This window comes from Bacillus sp. FSL H8-0545 (assembly GCF_038006105.1).
GTDB lineage: Bacteria > Bacillota > Bacilli > Bacillales > Bacillaceae_G > Bacillus_A > Bacillus_A cereus_U.
The window spans coordinates 3,648,281-3,664,354 of sequence record NZ_JBBOUO010000001.1 but is presented as its reverse complement, the minus strand read 5'-3'; the positions used below and the strand labels follow the sequence as shown (position 1 = coordinate 3,664,354).

Here is a 16,074-nt window from a genome sequence, read left to right as displayed (position 1 = left end):
AGCACTTCTTTGCAGAATGGATTACAATAGAAGGGTAAAGAAAATGAAGAATTCTACGAAAATGTATTAAAAAGAAAGCGTAAACATGTTATGATATCAATATCAGATGTCTGACATCTGACTTGGAAAAACCTAGAAATGTTTTTGATTCGTTTGAAAGTAAAACGAAAAAGTTAGAGAATGATTTAAAGCAGTACTGTTTAATAATGAGGACGAAAGATAATTCCCATTGATAACAGTTTCACTTTATAGCGTTTTGAACATACTACAAGAAGTAGAACTGAACATATAGGAGGTTGCAGTTATGAATAAATATAAACGTATTTTCCTAGTCGTAATGGACTCTGTGGGAATCGGTGAAGCACCGGATGCTGAGCAGTTTGGTGATTTAGGTTCTGATACAATTGGTCATATCGCTGAACATATGAATGGATTACACATGCCAAATATGGTGAAATTGGGCCTTGGTAATATTCGTGAAATGAAAGGAATCTCTAAAGTAGAGAAACCGCTTGGATATTATACAAAAATGCAGGAGAAATCTACAGGAAAAGATACAATGACAGGTCATTGGGAAATCATGGGCCTTTACATTGATACACCATTCCAAGTGTTTCCTGAAGGATTCCCGAAAGAATTACTTGATGAATTAGAAGAAAAGACAGGTCGTAAAATTATCGGTAATAAACCAGCCTCTGGAACTGAGGTACTTGTTGAGCTTGGTCAAGAACAAATGGAAACAGGTTCTTTAATTGTTTACACTTCTGCTGATAGTGTATTACAAATCGCAGCTCATGAAGAAGTAGTACCACTTGAAGAGCTATATAAAATTTGTAAAATCGCACGTGAATTAACATTAGATGAGAAGTACATGGTAGGACGCGTTATCGCTCGTCCGTTCGTCGGAGAGCCAGGAAACTTCACACGTACACCAAATCGTCATGACTATGCACTAAAACCATTTGGTCGCACAGTAATGAATGAACTAAAAGATAGCGATTATGATGTAATTGCTATTGGTAAAATTGCTGATATTTATGATGGCGAAGGGGTAACTGAATCACTTCGTACGAAATCAAATATGGATGGAATGGACAAGCTTGTAGATACATTAAATATGGACTTTACAGGTATTAGCTTCTTAAACTTAGTTGACTTTGATGCATTATTTGGTCATCGCCGTGACCCACAAGGGTACGGAGAAGCTCTTCAAGAATATGACGCACGTCTTCCAGAAGTATTCGAAAAACTAAAAGAAGATGATCTATTATTAATTACAGCAGACCACGGTAATGATCCAGTTCACTACGGTACTGATCATACACGTGAATATGTACCGTTATTAGCATATAGTCCAAGCATGAAAGAAGGCGGACAAGAGTTATCACTTCGTCAAACATTTGCTGATATTGGTGCAACTGTAGCAGAAAACTTTAATGTTAAAATGCCAGAACATGGAACAAGCTTCTTAAACGAGCTAAAGAAATAGGGGGATAAACAGATGAATCGTGAACTAATTACAAAATCAGCTTCATACTTAAAAGAGAAATTTCAAGAGACACCACAAGTAGGACTAATCCTTGGATCTGGACTAGGTGTATTAGCAGATGAAATCGAGAATGCAGTAACAGTACCATACAGTGAAATCCCTGAATTCCCAGTTTCAACTGTAGAAGGACATGCAGGTCAACTTGTATTCGGTACACTTCAAGGTGTAACAGTAGTAGCAATGCAAGGACGTTTCCATTTCTACGAAGGATACGATATGCAAAAAGTAACATTCCCAGTTCGTGTTATGAAAGAACTAGGTGTAGAAACAGTTGTTGTAACGAACGCAGCTGGTGGTGTAAATACATCATTTGAACCAGGCGATCTTATGTTAATTTCAGACCACATTAACTTCATGGGTACGAACCCATTAATCGGACCAAATGATTCTGAAATGGGTGTACGTTTCCCTGATATGTCTACATCATACACGCCAGAACTTCGCGAAATGGCGAAACAAGTTGCAGCAGATTTAAATATTAAAGTACAAGAAGGTGTATATGTTGGAATGACAGGTCCTGTATATGAAACACCTGCTGAAATTCGTATGCTTCGTACACTTGGCGGAGATGCAGTTGGTATGTCAACTGTACCTGAAGTAATTGTAGCGCGTCATGCGGGTATGAAAGTACTTGGTATTTCTTGTATTTCAAATATGGCAGCTGGTATTTTAGATCAACCACTTCACCACGATGAAGTAATTGAAACGACAGAACGTGTTAAAGCTAACTTCTTAGCATTAGTAAAAGCAATTGTAAAACAAATGAAGGGGTGACCTCACAATGAGAATGGTGGACCTAATTGCAAAAAAACGTGATGGACAAGCATTAACGACAGAAGAAATTAACTTTATTGTTGAAGGATATACAAATGGTGATATTCCTGATTATCAAGTAAGTTCACTTGCAATGGCAATTTTCTTCCAAGATATGAATGATCAAGAACGTGCAGATTTAACGATGGCAATGGTAAATAGCGGTGATACAATTGACTTATCAGCCATTGAAGGGGTAAAGGTAGATAAGCATTCAACAGGTGGTGTTGGTGATACAACGACACTTGTATTAGGTCCATTAGTAGCTGCTTTAGGTGTACCAGTTGCAAAAATGTCTGGACGTGGTTTAGGACATACTGGTGGTACAATTGATAAGTTAGAAGCAGTTCCAGGATTCCATGTGGAAATTGAAAATGATGAATTCATGCGTCTTGTAAATGAAAATAAAATTGCTGTTATCGGTCAAAGTGGAAACTTAACACCTGCTGATAAAAAATTGTATGCACTTCGTGATGTCACGGCAACAGTAAACTCAATTCCGCTTATTGCAAGCTCGATTATGAGTAAGAAAATTGCTGCTGGTGCAGATGCAATTGTTCTTGATGTAAAAACTGGAGCAGGAGCATTTATGAAAACGGATGAAGATGCAAAGCGTTTAGCAGAAGCAATGGTGCGCATCGGTAATAACGTTGGTCGTAATACGATGGCGGTTATTTCTGATATGAGTCAGCCGCTTGGTGAAGCAATCGGTAACGCATTAGAAGTACAAGAAGCAATTGATACATTACAAGGTAAGGGACCAAAAGATTTAGAAGAGCTATGTTTAACGCTTGGAAGTCAAATGGTATACCTTGCTGGACAAGCTTCATCTTTAGAAGATGCACGTGAAAAATTAATTGAAGTAATGAACAATGGAAAAGCGTTAGAAGCATTTAAAACGTTCTTATCGGCGCAGGGCGGCGATGCTTCTGTTGTTGATGATCCTTCTAAATTGCCACAAGCACAATATAAAATTGAAGTGGAAGCGAAAGAAGACGGTTACGTATCGGAAATCGTTGCAGATGAAATCGGAACAGCAGCAATGCTTTTAGGAGCAGGGCGTGCAACGAAAGAGTCTGAAATTGATTTAGCAGTTGGTCTAATGCTTCGCAAAAAAGTAGGCGATAGCGTGAAAAAAGGTGACTCTCTTGTTACAATTTACGCAAACCGCGAAAACGTTGAAGATGTAAAAGTGAAAATTTATGAGAACATGAAAATCGCTAAAGACCACGTAGATGCACCAACTTTAGTACACGGTATTGTAACGAAGTAATAAAGTGAAACTTTAATCAGTGGGGGGCTTCATCCCCCACTGATCATGAGCCTTCACCAATCGGGCTTTTACGGGCAGTTGATCCCCCACCGAACTTCTTTGCTTTCGCTGAATTTTGAGGTAGGGGTCTTACTGCCCGCAAATAGCGGGATAAAAAAAGCTGAGGAGATTTCTCCTTGGCTTTTTTTACTATTTTTTGTTTATAATAGTAATGGGTGAAATTATGATTAGAATTTGTGCAATAACGAAAAAAAATGAAGTTTTATATGATGTTTCGCTAGAAGAAACGAAAAAAGAAAACATTGTATGGTATTGGCTTGATTTATATAAGCCGACGAAAGAGGAGTATACATATATTTTACAAGATCACTTCAAGTTCCATCCCCTTGCAATTGAAGATTGTGTAGAATATGTACAGAGGCCAAAAGTAGATTTTTATGATGGATATAACTTTTTAGTTCTTCATGCATTCGGAGAAGATGGATTAGAACCGCATGAAATCGATTTATTTGTTAGTGATCGATATATAGTCTCTTTCCATTTCTCTCATAATAATGCGATTGAAAGAGTATGGAAAACGCTCGGTGAAAAGAAACGTATTAAGAAGAGTCCTTTACATGTAGCACATACAATTGTTGACCAAATTGTAGATGATTATTTCGCACCTGTTTATTACATTGAAGACCATTTAAATGCAATTGATGATAATTTAACGGGTGAGACAGCAGGAAGCGTGCTAGAAGAAGTATTTGATATTCGTGCGGATTTATCTAAGCTAAGGCGTACGATTATTCCGATGCGTGATTTATTGTATCGTATATTAAATTCAACACGTTTTTACGGTATAAGCGATCATGAAATTTATTTTAAAGATATACATGATCATTTGCTTAAACTGACAGAGATGATTGAAGCAAGCCGTGAATTAACAGCAGATATTCGAGATAGTTACTTTTCGTTGAATTCCCACCATATGAACAACATTATGAAAACATTAACTGTTTTCTCAACTATTTTCATGCCGTTAACATTTATTGCAGGGGTATACGGCATGAACTTCGCACATATGCCAGAGCTTGGCGGGAAGTATAGTTATTTTATTTGCTTAATTTTAATGGCGTTAATTGGCGGCGGAATGATGGCTTGGTTTTATAAAAAAGGTTGGTTTAAGTAAAAAAACACCGAGGGAAATCCTCGGTGTTTTTTTCTTAGCCAATAGCGTGTAATACGAACATGGCTAAGAATAAGCATGTAATGATATACATGGACGGTGCGACTTCTTTACGCTTTCCAAGAGCAACTTTCAAGATAGGATAAGCAATAAATCCGAACGCAATGCCATCAGCGATACTATATGTGAGCGGGATCATAACGATAATTAAAAACGCTGGAAATCCTTCTGAAAAGTCGTTCAGAGGAATTTGTTGAATGCTTGTAATCATCAGCCCGCCAATAATAATTAAGATTGGTGCAATGGCACTATCAGGAATTATTTTGACAAACGGAAGCGCAAACAGTGATGCGAAGAATAACAACCCTGTAACGATAGACGTCAGACCTGTTTTTCCGCCTGCAGTAATACCTGCGGCACTCTCTACTGTTGAAACGGTAGGGCTTGTGCCAAATAGACCACATGTCATTGCTGAAATTGCATTTGCTTGGTAAGCACGTGGGAATTTACGGTCATCTTCTAATAAACCGTGCAGTAGTCCCATGTTCTCAAAAATAAGCACCATGCTTAAGGAGAATGTTGCAATCCAAAATGGCAAGGAAGAAAGTTTCCCAAATGACATAGCTCCAAACACATCGCCATAATTAGCGAATGAAAACGAACTATTTCCCAGTTGACTCGTATCAACAAGACCAAACAGCCATGCAATACCAGTGCCAATTGCAATCGTCCATAAAAAGCTTCCACGTACGTTACGCACAAATAGCACAAGTGCGACAATAAGAGTAAGTAGTGTGGCAAGAACGACAGGACTACTTAATTTCCCCATTGCAACAGCAGTATTAGGATGCGAAACGACTAAACCACCTTTTTGCAAGCCGATGAAAGCTAAAAACAACCCGATACCGACAGTGATCGCTTCCTTTAATGACTTTGGAATCGATACCGAAAGCACGCGAGCAATCGGTGTAAAAGCAGCAATTGAAAAAATAATACCGGCGATAAAAACAGCTGCCAATGCTTCTTGCCAAGTTAAACCAAGCGTATGCACAGCAGTGTACGTAAAGAATGCATTTACACCCATACCAGGGACAAGAATAGCAGGTGCATTTGCCCAAAATGCCATAAGTAGACATCCGACAAATGAACTAAAAACAGTTGCCAAAATTCCTGCCTCAAGAGGAATGCCGGCATCTGATAAGATTGACGCATTTACAATCATAATATAAACAATTGTGAAAAATGACGTGACTCCAGCTAAAACTTCTTGTTTTGGTGATGTTTGGTGTAAGTCTAATTTAAATGTTCTTTCAAGTATTCCTTTCATGTTAAACCTTCTTTTTCATATCCCTCTCCCACCCGTGATATCTCTTATGTAAGAGCTCACCGTCCTTTATTATATCAGAACATCATGTTTTTACAACAACGAAAATGATAACGGTTACTTATAAATGAGTTTATTTATAAATACGTAAAAATTGCCCGGATAGATGAAATGATTTCTAGTTCTCCTGATTGAATGGGCGGAGCTGCTTGCGCATGCAAAGTAGCATATGATGCGATCTCCCGCGGTAATTGGACAGATTCTTCAACGAGTGAGAGGGGAACAGGATTAATATTTAAATTGTAGGTACTCGCAATTGTACGAGCTTTTTCTACTGCTTGTTGCAGAGCTTGAATGAGAGCTTGCTCATAATATTTATTTGGATGAGATATTCGAAAACGTAATCCTTTTGCTACGTTTGCACCATTCGTAACGGCTATATCATATACTTCCCCTGCTTTTTGCACATTTAAAACGGTAATTTCATACAAATGCTCCACACGGTAGCCTTGTAGTAATGCTTTATCATTTACATATTCGTATTGAGGAGTAATTGTATAAGAAATGGTTTCTATATCTTTATCGGCAATACCTAGCTGTTTGAGTGCATCAAGCAATTGTTTCGATTGCACTGCATTTTCTTCTTGCGCTTGTTTTACATTTTTACTATCTGTTCGAATGCCCAGTGTTAATATGACAACATTTGGTTTTGCCTTTATAATGCCTTCTCCTTGTACAGTAATAGTAGCTTCTTTACCAGTATTTGTCGTACGGATATTATGTAAATACGGATTCATTCCACCTTGCATTTATGCTCACCATCCTTTTTTACATGTATATGTGTGAACAAAAAAGAAAATCGTATGAAAAAAGTTACATAAATGAGAATGTTGTGAGAAGAAAGCATATACAATATAGGTATTTATAGATTATAATATGTGTAAATATGATAAAAAAGGGACGAGGCTAGTGAACGAAAATAGAGAAACACTGATTTTAGATTTATCTGCATCATTTCGAAAGATGATACGTTTATTACAAAATGATATTAATACACGTTTTTCAGAGCATATGCCATATAATGAATTCTCTGTATTACGTGCGTTATTTTTAAAAAGTCCACAGATGGCTTCGCAAATTGCGAGTGAAGTAAACGTAACCTCCAGTCATATTACAGCTGTAACAGATCGTCTCGTGCGAAAAGGGTTTGTTGAAAGAAAACGTTCAAATTCGGACCGTCGTATCGTATACTTAGAAATTACTGAAAACGGACGAGAAGTAACTGAAAAGCTTGAAGCTGTGCGTAAAGAATATTATAAAGAGAAATTTAAAGGTTGGAGCGACCAAGAGATAGAAATGGTTTTAGAACTATTTGGCCGCGTATTATAATAAATGAGGATAGGAAGCGAGAGCTTTCCTATCCTTTTTCTTTTGAATAAAAATATTTTGAAACTCCGATACTTTAATTAAACAGATCGGAGGAAAGATTATGAAATATATTACTGCACTTACCATTTTACTTGGAAGTTTCTTCTGCTTTCATACATTCATGTACGCCGATACCCCTATCCAAGTGGTGCAAAAAGAAGTGAAGTACATTGAAAACGATAATACTGTCTTGTATTCGAAATTATGGGTTCGTTCTATGCAAAACGCAGTATTATTTCATCATAGCGATAATGTTCGTAATCAGGACACTCTGCGTAATGTAACAAGTTCATCGCTCGTTAAAGCGAAGCAATTGCCTTTTCAGAAAGCATCAATGTACATTCCGAGATTATCGCAATACGTATCAAAAGTAGGAAAAGAAAATATTCAAGTGTACTACATTGCGGTGCACTATAATGTGAAAAAAGAAAATGCATATCAGCTAAATGGCATGAACTATTTTCTGCAAGTATTTGTGAAAGAGCGCGGCGAATGGAAAATTGCTGAAAGTGTAGTCGCGCCGACAGAGCAAATTGTGAAAAATGGTGATGGATTTGGGATGAAAGAAGAGAGGGTGTATGGGGATAGGAGAGAGAATGTAAAATAACCTCCTTTTGAAGGAGGTTATTTATTAAAAAATTACATTTTGTTATTTTAATCCCCAAGAAATCTTTTTCTTTAATAAGCGTGATAACACGATATAGCAAATTAGACCAATTACAACAAATCCAATATAATACCCAATAATTGATTGTATACCTCCTATTATGCGACCTCCAAATAGGGCGAAACAAGATGCAGTACATGCTATAAAAGGCTTGTAGAGCTTTGAGAATAAAAGCAACTTACCGTTTTGTTCATTAGGCGATTGTGTATATAAATAGGTACCTAAAGGTAATAAGATAAGTATATACACAATTGGAGTTAATAATTTCCAAGCAGAAGGTATTTTCGAAAAATTAGGTTCGTTTATGCGTTTTCCGTTTTTATCTGTATAAGCTGATTGTGGATCGTAATCAAATCTAATCTCTAAGTCCTCAATAGGTGAAAGTATACTTATATGTGATGAAATTGATACGTATTGATTTTCAATTTTATAAGTTTTCTCATGAGTTTCGTACAAGTGAACTGAAATAAAACCAGCCAAAAGTAAGGCCAATCCGTATGGTAAAATAAGCATAATACTAGTGAATATACTTTGAGAAAGTATATTAGCAGTTATTGTTCCCATAAATAATGTCAAAGTATAAATAGCAATTAATACAATGACTGTATAAAGAAAATAAGAATGAAATGGTGAGAATAACTGGTATTTATTATGAAAGGTCGTCTTTTTTAAAATTGCGAAAAGTCCCCAATTTATTGCATAGACAGCAATAATATTGAATACCCCTAATAACCATTTTGTAAGATATATATATCTTCGTTTAAAAGGCATTGACCATAAAGCATCCATGGTTTGGTTATGGCGCTCCCAACCAATTTGAACACATGCTAATGCAATAATTACAATTCCCTGTATAAATAAATGGTCTTCAGGACTAAGGAAATATTGATAATGATAATTAACTTTTTTCGTGATAGTTTGTGAAAAATGAAAGGATTTTGCAGCATCTAAATAATATTTATAAGATAGTGTATAGAAGCTAGTAATCCAAAAAAGCCAAATGAAATATTTTCCCTGTTTATAGCTTTGTAACCATAATGCTTTTTGAAACATAGGATCTCCCCTTTATAAAACTTTATAATTTGTAAGGCGTGATAGTGCAAAATAGCTGAGGGTTCCAAATAAAATTAGCCCAAAATAATAGCTAAATATCAAATCAAAATAGTGTAACATGCTCCCACCGATTAAAGCAAAATAGAAAGTTGTCCCGACAATCCATAGTTTTTGTTTCTTTTGAAATGAAAATACTTTCTTATTATTTTCATTAGGTGAATGCTTATATAAAATAACCCCCAGTAATAAGAAACATATTGTATATAGAATGGGTACTAGTAATATTTTAGGCGAACTATAGTCATAGAATACAGGTCCTTCCTTTTTAGTTGGTTGGTTCCTCATATCATAATTATATCGAATATGAAAATTTTTTATGGGAGCAAGAATTTCTGTTTGCTGGTTTAAATGATAGATTGCTTCATATTTATTTGAAGAATGTTCTGTATCCATATTTAAATGTGCATTATAAAAAGAGAAGAGCAAAGAAAAAATTCCAAACCCTTTAATTAAATATAAAACACAGAAGGTACCTTGAGAAATGATACTTCCTGTAAAAGTTCCGATACACAAAGCTGTAGTATAGAGAGCGATATAAGTAATTATTGCATAGAAAAAATATCTATGGAAAAAGTTGAATGATTGAAATTCAAAGTGAATTGTCGTTCTATATACAAGGTACATTAGAGCCCAGCATAGTAAAAGACATGTAACAATGTGAATAATGCCAAATAACCATTTTGAAAAAAAGATGGTGCTACGTTTAAAAGGCATTACCATTAAAGAATCACTCAACTTCAAATTGCTACGTTCCCATCCAATCATTAAGCAAGCTAGTGCAATGATAGAGAGAATAATGATGGAATTGTAATCTGAGAAGTAATAGTCGTAATAAAACTCTCCTGTTGGGTTATATTTATAGAAAAAATCCATCTGGGTTTGGGATGCCTTATAGTATTTATAAGGGAAAACATACATAGATACTAAAAACATTATTAGTACAGCATATTTCCCGCGTTTCCAATTCCACATCCACAACGCCTTATGAAACATACTCATCCCCCTCAAGTGTCGTAACGAAGACATCTTCAAGTGACATTGTTAGTTCTTCAATGAGTATTGGTTGCTCTTTATAGAACTTCTCCAGTGTTGTAGCCACATTTCCCTCAATTAAGATTGTATATACTTTTCCTGTTTGATTTAATATTTTAATATTGCTTAAGTTTTCTAGTTTTTGAGGTAGTGATCGTTCGTAAGCAACTTGGACTTTAGCAAATTGTGATTTTGCATCATCTAGTGATGTAATAGAATCTACGGTATGTTCTTTTAAAATAATGATTGTATCGGCAATTTTTTCAACTTCATCTAAATGGTGAGTGGAGATGAAAATTGTAATTTCTTTTTCTGCTACTTCTTCAACGAGAAATTGTAGAATCTGTCTTTTAACGATAGGATCAAGTCCGTTTGTCGGTTCATCTAAAATGATATATTCTGCTTTTGCAGCGAAAGCTAAAATGATCGCAAGCAGTGCTTTCATTCCTTTTGAGTAACTACGAATACGTTTGTTTGGTAAATTAAAACGTTCTAATATCTCATAAAAATATTGTTCATCAAATGCTGTATAAACTGCTTTATAAAACTTAACGATTTCTTTCACTGTATAACCGTTTAGTATGTTAGTAGAGTCTGGAACGTATACAACCTTTTGTTTAATTTCAGGATGCTTATGAACATCCGTATCCTCATATGTAACAGTTCCTGCATCTGGGTCTAAAATGCCGACCATCGTTCGTAATAAAGTTGTTTTCCCCGCACCGTTTCTTCCGAGCAATCCGACGATACTACCTTTTTGTAATGTGAAAGCAACATCGTCTAAAATCGTTTGGTTATCAATTGTTTTCTTCAAGTTTGTCACTTTCAGCATCCGTATTTCCTCCAATCTCTTTATAGTATGAATCTATCCAATCGTGAATTTTATCTTTCGTAATCCCAAGATAAGAGGCTTCTAGTAATAATTGATGAAATTGCTTTTCAACCATAGCGATTTTCCTTTCGTCTAATGTTGGGGTAATCGATTGGGCTACAAATGTTCCTTTTCCTCGTAATGTTTCAATAATCCCTTGTCGCTCTAATTCTTGATAAGCTTTACTTACTGTATTTGGATTTATAACGAGCAAAGAAGCAAGCTCGCGTACAGAAGGAAGCTTATCACTTGGAGCTAACATGTTTTTTAGTACGAGCTCTTTTATATTTTGAACAATTTGTTCCCATATCGGAGTGTTGCTTCTTGGATCAAGTTGAATATGCAAGAGCAATGTCTCCTTCCTGATGAGTATTAAGTGTACTACTTTGTGTAATACACTTAATACAATATAAGCAATGAATTTATTTGTCAACTGAAAATGATAGAAAAATATGGTATTAAAAATGAATAAATTGGAAAAAATAGGTTTGATATAGAATGGAGGGTTAGTCATGAAGCGAGTTTTTGGAATACTTGTTTGTTTCATGTTATTGCTTTCTGGTACTTCAGTTAGTTTTGCACAATCTGAGAAAACGAAGCAGGAGAAAACAGAAGAAGCCACGCCGAAGTTAGCGGAACAAGCGTCGTCAGCGATCGTAATTGAGCAAGATACAGGTAAAGTTTTATTTGATAAAAATCCGAATGAAAAGTTACCACCTGCTAGTATGACAAAAATTATGACAATGCTTTTAATTATGGAACAAGTTGAAAAAGGAAAATTAAAACTGACAGATAAAGTGAGAGCGAGTGAACACGCAGCTTCAATGGGCGGATCACAAATTTTTCTAGAACCTGGGGAAGAGATGACTGTAAATGAAATGTTAAAGGGCATTGCAATTGCATCTGGAAATGATGCATCTGTTGCAGTAGCTGAGCATATCGCTGGTTCAGAAGAAGGTTTCGTAAATATGATGAACAAAAAAGCGAAAGATCTAGGGCTGAAAAATACACATTTTCAAAATCCGACAGGTCTTCCAGCGAAAGATCATTATTCTACAGCGAATGATATGGCTATTATGGCGAAAGAGTTGATGAAGTATCCACTTATTCGAAAATACACAGGTAAATATGAAGACTATTTACGTGAAAATACGGATAAGAAGTTTTGGCTTGTTAATACGAATAAGCTAGTACGTTTTTATCCTGGAGTAGATGGAGTGAAAACAGGCTTTACGACAGAAGCGAAATATTGTTTAACAGCATCAGCTGAAAAAAATGGTATGCGTGTTATTTCAGTTGTAATGGGAGCACCTACTTCAAAAGAACGGAACAATCAAGTAACGAAGCTGCTTGATTATGCATTTGGACAATACATGACAAAGAAATTGTATACACGTGGTGAGAAAATTAAGACTGTACAAGTAGGAAAAGGTAAGGAAGAAAAAGTAGATTTAGTTGCGTCAGACAATGTGTCTCTTCTTATGAAGAAGGGCGAAAATATGGACAAAGTTAAACAAGAAGTGATTGCTGAAAAGAAAGTGAAGGCACCGATTAAAAAAGGTGATGCACTTGGCACACTTGTTATTAAAAGAGATAAAGATGTTTTATTAAAACAAACAATTGTAGCGAAAGAAGATGTTGATGCAGCTAGCTGGTGGGAGTTATTTAAACGAAGCTTTGGGATGTTTTCAACATCAAAATAGCGGTGAAAATTTTGCCGCTTTTCTGTTCGTATTTACGGGGATAATTGCTGAAAGGTTTCACTTTATGGCGAAATAGTTCTTCTTTTGTCAGTAGGAAGGATTCTGGTTTTATATCACGAAAATCTTATGTTAAAGAATAAAGTTTGAGCATAAGGAGGAAATCGTGTGAGTCTTTCCATGCATTTAGAAGTAAAACGTGACGTCTTATGTGTGAGGCTAGAGGGTGAATTAGATCATCATACTGCTGAAGAGTTGCGAACGAAAGTAACAGATATGATTGAGACACATGGTGTTCATCATATTGTTTTGAGCCTAGAGAACTTAACATTTATGGATAGTTCAGGTTTAGGCGTTATATTAGGCCGATATAAACATGTAAAGGGATTAGGTGGAGAGATGGTTGTCTGTGCAATTTCACCGCCTGTTAAACGTTTATTTGAAATGTCAGGTCTATTCAAAATTGTTCGTTTAGAAGAAAGTGAAGCGCATGCGCTCGCGACGTTGGGGGTGGCATAGATGAGAAATGAAATGAACCTTCAATTTTCAGCGTTAAGTCAGAATGAATCATTCGCTCGTGTTACGGTAGCTGCTTTTATTGCGCAATTAGACCCGACGATGGAAGAACTAACAGAGATTAAAACAGTTGTGTCAGAAGCGGTTACAAATGCAATTATTCATGGGTATGAAGGAAATGCAGAAGGTGTTGTTTATATTTCAGTGATTTTGGAAGAAGCGATGGTGAAACTCACGATTCGAGATGAAGGGATTGGTATCTTTAACTTAGATGAGGCAAGACAACCCCTTTTTACAACTAAACCTGAATTAGAGCGTTCCGGAATGGGATTTACTATCATGGAAAATTTTATGGATGAAGTAGAAGTTATTTCAAACGAATCTTTCGGGACAACAATCCATTTGACAAAATACTTATCAAATAGTAACGCTCTATGCAATTAAGGAGAATAGCCAATGGACATAGAGGTCAGAAATGAGAAGAAGAAACCTCAGTTAAAGGACCACGAGCTAAAAGCGTTAATTCAAAAAAGTCAAGATGGAAATCAACAAGCGAGAGATACAATCGTTCAAAGTAATATGCGTCTCGTATGGTCGGTTGTGCAGCGATTTCTTAATCGAGGATACGAACCAGACGATTTATTTCAAATTGGATGTATTGGACTCTTAAAATCGGTAGATAAATTTGATTTATCTTTCGACGTGAAATTTTCAACATATGCAGTTCCAATGATTATCGGTGAAATACAACGATTTTTACGTGACGATGGATCAGTGAAAGTAAGTAGATCTTTAAAAGAAACAGGAAACAAAGTCCGAAAGATGAGAGACGAGCTTTCGAAGGAATTTGGAAGGGCCCCAACGATTAATGAGGTAGCAGAGGCTCTTGAACTAACGCCGGAAGAAGTTGTTCTGGCGCAAGAAGCGAGTCGTGCTCCTTCGTCGATACATGAAACTGTGTATGAAAACGATGGAGATCCGATTACTATTTTAGATCAAATTGCAGATCAATCGGAAACGAAATGGTTTGATAAAATTGCTTTAAAAGAAGCAATTAGAGAATTGGATGAACGAGAACGGCTAATTGTGTATTTGCGCTATTATAAAGACCAAACCCAATCAGAAGTAGCGGAGCGCATAGGCATTTCGCAAGTACAAGTTTCAAGGCTTGAAAAGAAAATATTAAAACAGATGAAAGATCGAATAGATGAATAGCTATCTATTCGATTTTTTTTGTTGTAACGTATGGTTGGTCGATAGCGGCAGCGTTTCTTATAGTTGCACTAGTCATTAGTCTGAAAAAATGGAATGCACAAATACATTCAGACTCTGCCCAGCTTGAAAAAGAATGGAAGGACCGAGGTGTTTCATGATGAGCGGATCAGCGATTATGATGATGGTTATAGGTATGGTAGTCATTTGGGGAGGACTTGCATTAAGTATTGCAAATTTATTTAAGAAAAAGGCATAAGCTAAAAACATCTGTACCGAAATGGTACAGATGTTTTTTTTATGAAAAAATTGTATTAGAAAAAATTCCAATAACCATACTACAACTACGAGGAAGAGTGAAGGGGTGAATGAAAATTGGAACAAACGATTTATATTAAAATGCGCAATCGCTTAAAAGTGTCTTCTACGTATGAAGTAAAGCTGAGCGATGTTGCTCAACTTGCCGGAGATTCTTTGGTAGTTGAGTCGTTACAAAATGAGATAGTCTACAAAATAACAGCGCATGATAAAACACATGTTGTAATTGATGTTATGAAAGTGATTGAGATTATTCAACAAAAAGCGGCTCACATACAAATTAATTTACTTGGTTCTGGACAAACTCTTGTTGAAATTATATACGAAAAAAAGAAAGTACATCCGGTTTTCTTCGGACTTGTATGGTTGTTACTTTTCATTGGAGCAGCCCTTGCGATCATTTATTTCCATGAAGATGTAAGTATGCAACAAGTACACCAACGGTTATATTACATGATTACTGGAGAATTTAAGGCGCAACCACTTTTATTTCAAATTCCTTATTCATTAGGTCTTGGATTAGGTATGGTCTTATTTTTTAATCATGTATTTCAAAAGAGAATTAATGAAGAGCCGAGCCCGTTAGAAGTTGAGATGTTTCAATATCAGCAGTCGCTTGATCAATATGTAATTGTGCATGAAAACAAGGATAATATGAAACGGATTGCTGATGATTGAGTGTGCATTTGTTGTATTAATTGGTTTAGCTGGAGGGATTGCAGTAGGTAGCGGATATGTCGCGTTTTTAGCTGTACTTGGTATAATCCCGCGTTTGGCTCAATTAACGAGAAGTGGAAAGCATATTCAATATTTTGAGTGGGCGGTCATTGCAGGTACTTTAACAGGGGCTTGGTGTAGTTTGAAAAATATTACATTTCACACGTCACAATATTGGCTTGTTATATTAGGGATATTTTGTGGCACATTCATTGGAATGCTCGCTGCGGCGTTAACGGAAGTATTAAACGTTTTACCTATTTTAGCGAAACGAGTAAGGGTAGAGGGGAAAATTATTGTTTTACTGGTTGCTCTTGTACTTGGGAAAGTAATAGGCTCGTTGTTTCACTGGATTTATTTCGTAAAGTAG

Annotated in this window: 19 protein-coding genes; 13 read left to right on the top strand and 6 right to left on the bottom strand. The window is 36.0% G+C overall.

Translation table 11 applies throughout. The features are described 5' to 3' along the window. The first annotated feature begins 304 nt into the window (after nt 1–304). From deoB to corA, 4 genes are all read left to right on the top strand, one after another. Complete coding sequence (deoB, locus tag MHI07_RS19125) at nt 305–1,489, top strand: phosphopentomutase (protein ID WP_002111633.1); 1,185 nt, start codon at nt 305–307, stop codon at nt 1,487–1,489. 12 nt (nt 1,490–1,501) lie between these two features. Further along, a complete protein-coding gene (locus tag MHI07_RS19120; protein WP_001078443.1) occupies nt 1,502–2,323 on the top strand; it encodes a purine-nucleoside phosphorylase in 822 nt (273 codons plus the stop codon). 7 nt (nt 2,324–2,330) lie between these two features. Then, the gene (locus MHI07_RS19115; RefSeq protein ID WP_204208319.1) at nt 2,331–3,635 is read left to right on the top strand and encodes a pyrimidine-nucleoside phosphorylase; all 1,305 of its coding nucleotides are present in this window, start codon (nt 2,331–2,333) and stop codon (nt 3,633–3,635) included. A 211-nt stretch (nt 3,636–3,846) separates the two neighbouring features. Then, nucleotides 3,847–4,809 (top strand): magnesium/cobalt transporter CorA, encoded by a 963-nt coding sequence (gene corA, locus MHI07_RS19110; RefSeq protein WP_002160605.1) that lies wholly within the window; start codon nt 3,847–3,849, stop codon nt 4,807–4,809. A gap of 34 nt (nt 4,810–4,843) precedes the next feature. On the opposite strand, the gene MHI07_RS19105 is transcribed toward corA, so the two are convergent. Next, nucleotides 4,844–6,133, bottom strand: coding sequence for an NCS2 family permease (locus MHI07_RS19105; RefSeq protein ID WP_002160606.1), 1,290 nt, complete (start codon nt 6,131–6,133; stop codon nt 4,844–4,846). 134 nt (nt 6,134–6,267) lie between these two features. Further along, nucleotides 6,268–6,939: an SIMPL domain-containing protein gene (locus tag MHI07_RS19100; protein ID WP_215579568.1), complete on the bottom strand. Its 672-nt coding sequence runs from the start codon at nt 6,937–6,939 to the stop codon at nt 6,268–6,270. Nucleotides 6,940–7,099: 160 nt separating this feature from the next. On the opposite strand from MHI07_RS19100, the gene MHI07_RS19095 reads away from it, so the two are divergent. Then, nucleotides 7,100–7,519: a MarR family winged helix-turn-helix transcriptional regulator gene (locus MHI07_RS19095; protein ID WP_002088468.1), complete on the top strand. Its 420-nt coding sequence runs from the start codon at nt 7,100–7,102 to the stop codon at nt 7,517–7,519. A 100-nt stretch (nt 7,520–7,619) separates the two neighbouring features. Continuing rightward, the gene (locus MHI07_RS19090; protein WP_078180689.1) at nt 7,620–8,165 is read left to right on the top strand and encodes a hypothetical protein; all 546 of its coding nucleotides are present in this window, start codon (nt 7,620–7,622) and stop codon (nt 8,163–8,165) included. A gap of 42 nt (nt 8,166–8,207) precedes the next feature. Here MHI07_RS19090 and MHI07_RS19085 read toward each other — a convergent pair whose 3' ends face one another. The 4 genes from MHI07_RS19085 to MHI07_RS19070 are packed head-to-tail and all read right to left on the bottom strand — an operon-like array spanning nt 8,208 to nt 11,587. Further along, nucleotides 8,208–9,278 (bottom strand): ABC transporter permease subunit, encoded by a 1,071-nt coding sequence (locus MHI07_RS19085; RefSeq protein ID WP_340825677.1) that lies wholly within the window; start codon nt 9,276–9,278, stop codon nt 8,208–8,210. Between the two features lie 12 nt (nt 9,279–9,290). Beyond that, nucleotides 9,291–10,331 carry an acetoin ABC transporter permease gene (locus MHI07_RS19080; protein ID WP_078180691.1) on the bottom strand — a complete coding sequence of 347 codons (1,041 nt, stop codon included), beginning with the start codon at nt 10,329–10,331 and terminating at the stop codon, nt 9,291–9,293. Further along, a complete protein-coding gene (locus MHI07_RS19075; RefSeq protein ID WP_215579565.1) occupies nt 10,321–11,202 on the bottom strand; it encodes an ABC transporter ATP-binding protein in 882 nt (293 codons plus the stop codon). The genes MHI07_RS19080 and MHI07_RS19075 overlap by 11 nt, the downstream gene beginning before the upstream one ends. After that, entirely contained in the window at nt 11,168–11,587 is a 420-nt protein-coding gene (locus MHI07_RS19070) for a GntR family transcriptional regulator (protein ID WP_002145907.1), read from the bottom strand. Before MHI07_RS19070 ends, MHI07_RS19075 begins: the two co-directional genes overlap by 35 nt. Before the next feature lie 166 nt (nt 11,588–11,753). Here MHI07_RS19070 and dacF point away from each other — a divergent pair, with 166 nt between their 5' ends. The 7 genes from dacF to spoVAB all read left to right on the top strand — a co-directional run bounded on the left by dacF (nt 11,754) and on the right by spoVAB (nt 16,074). Beyond that, complete coding sequence (gene dacF, locus MHI07_RS19065; protein WP_078172866.1) at nt 11,754–12,944, top strand: serine-type D-Ala-D-Ala carboxypeptidase DacF; 1,191 nt, start codon at nt 11,754–11,756, stop codon at nt 12,942–12,944. A gap of 165 nt (nt 12,945–13,109) precedes the next feature. Further along, nucleotides 13,110–13,460 (top strand): anti-sigma F factor antagonist, encoded by a 351-nt coding sequence (gene spoIIAA, locus MHI07_RS19060; RefSeq protein WP_002088460.1) that lies wholly within the window; start codon nt 13,110–13,112, stop codon nt 13,458–13,460. Next, nucleotides 13,461–13,901 (top strand): anti-sigma F factor, encoded by a 441-nt coding sequence (gene spoIIAB / locus MHI07_RS19055; protein ID WP_001243400.1) that lies wholly within the window; start codon nt 13,461–13,463, stop codon nt 13,899–13,901. Nucleotides 13,902–13,913: 12 nt separating this feature from the next. Then, entirely contained in the window at nt 13,914–14,672 is a 759-nt protein-coding gene (gene sigF, locus MHI07_RS19050; protein WP_340825671.1) for an RNA polymerase sporulation sigma factor SigF, read from the top strand. A 157-nt stretch (nt 14,673–14,829) separates the two neighbouring features. After that, complete coding sequence (locus MHI07_RS19045) at nt 14,830–14,928, top strand: methionine/alanine import family NSS transporter small subunit (RefSeq protein WP_000016829.1); 99 nt, start codon at nt 14,830–14,832, stop codon at nt 14,926–14,928. A gap of 116 nt (nt 14,929–15,044) precedes the next feature. Beyond that, nucleotides 15,045–15,665 (top strand): stage V sporulation protein AA, encoded by a 621-nt coding sequence (locus MHI07_RS19040; RefSeq protein ID WP_340825669.1) that lies wholly within the window; start codon nt 15,045–15,047, stop codon nt 15,663–15,665. Further along, nucleotides 15,658–16,074, top strand: coding sequence for a stage V sporulation protein SpoVAB (gene spoVAB, locus MHI07_RS19035; protein ID WP_016106087.1), 417 nt, complete (start codon nt 15,658–15,660; stop codon nt 16,072–16,074). Before MHI07_RS19040 ends, spoVAB begins: the two co-directional genes overlap by 8 nt.

Excerpts from the sequence above, each read along its gene's own strand:
- MHI07_RS19080 (WP_078180691.1), bottom strand. The coding sequence starts at position 10,331 with ATGTTTCATAAGGCGTTGTGGATGTGGAATTGGAAACGCGGGAAATAT.
- sigF (WP_340825671.1), top strand. The coding sequence starts at position 13,914 with ATGGACATAGAGGTCAGAAATGAGAAGAAGAAACCTCAGTTAAAGGAC.
- MHI07_RS19105 (WP_002160606.1), bottom strand. The coding sequence starts at position 6,133 with ATGAAAGGAATACTTGAAAGAACATTTAAATTAGACTTACACCAAACA.
- MHI07_RS19120 (WP_001078443.1), top strand. The coding sequence starts at position 1,502 with ATGAATCGTGAACTAATTACAAAATCAGCTTCATACTTAAAAGAGAAA.
- dacF (WP_078172866.1), top strand. The coding sequence starts at position 11,754 with ATGAAGCGAGTTTTTGGAATACTTGTTTGTTTCATGTTATTGCTTTCT.
- spoIIAB (WP_001243400.1), top strand. The coding sequence starts at position 13,461 with ATGAGAAATGAAATGAACCTTCAATTTTCAGCGTTAAGTCAGAATGAA.
- spoVAB (WP_016106087.1), top strand. The coding sequence starts at position 15,658 with ATGATTGAGTGTGCATTTGTTGTATTAATTGGTTTAGCTGGAGGGATT.
- deoB (WP_002111633.1), top strand. The coding sequence starts at position 305 with ATGAATAAATATAAACGTATTTTCCTAGTCGTAATGGACTCTGTGGGA.
- MHI07_RS19045 (WP_000016829.1), top strand. The coding sequence starts at position 14,830 with ATGAGCGGATCAGCGATTATGATGATGGTTATAGGTATGGTAGTCATT.
- MHI07_RS19100 (WP_215579568.1), bottom strand. The coding sequence starts at position 6,939 with ATGCAAGGTGGAATGAATCCGTATTTACATAATATCCGTACGACAAAT.
- corA (WP_002160605.1), top strand. The coding sequence starts at position 3,847 with ATGGGTGAAATTATGATTAGAATTTGTGCAATAACGAAAAAAAATGAA.
- MHI07_RS19090 (WP_078180689.1), top strand. The coding sequence starts at position 7,620 with ATGAAATATATTACTGCACTTACCATTTTACTTGGAAGTTTCTTCTGC.
- MHI07_RS19085 (WP_340825677.1), bottom strand. The coding sequence starts at position 9,278 with ATGTTTCAAAAAGCATTATGGTTACAAAGCTATAAACAGGGAAAATAT.
- MHI07_RS19115 (WP_204208319.1), top strand. The coding sequence starts at position 2,331 with ATGAGAATGGTGGACCTAATTGCAAAAAAACGTGATGGACAAGCATTA.
- MHI07_RS19075 (WP_215579565.1), bottom strand. The coding sequence starts at position 11,202 with ATGCTGAAAGTGACAAACTTGAAGAAAACAATTGATAACCAAACGATT.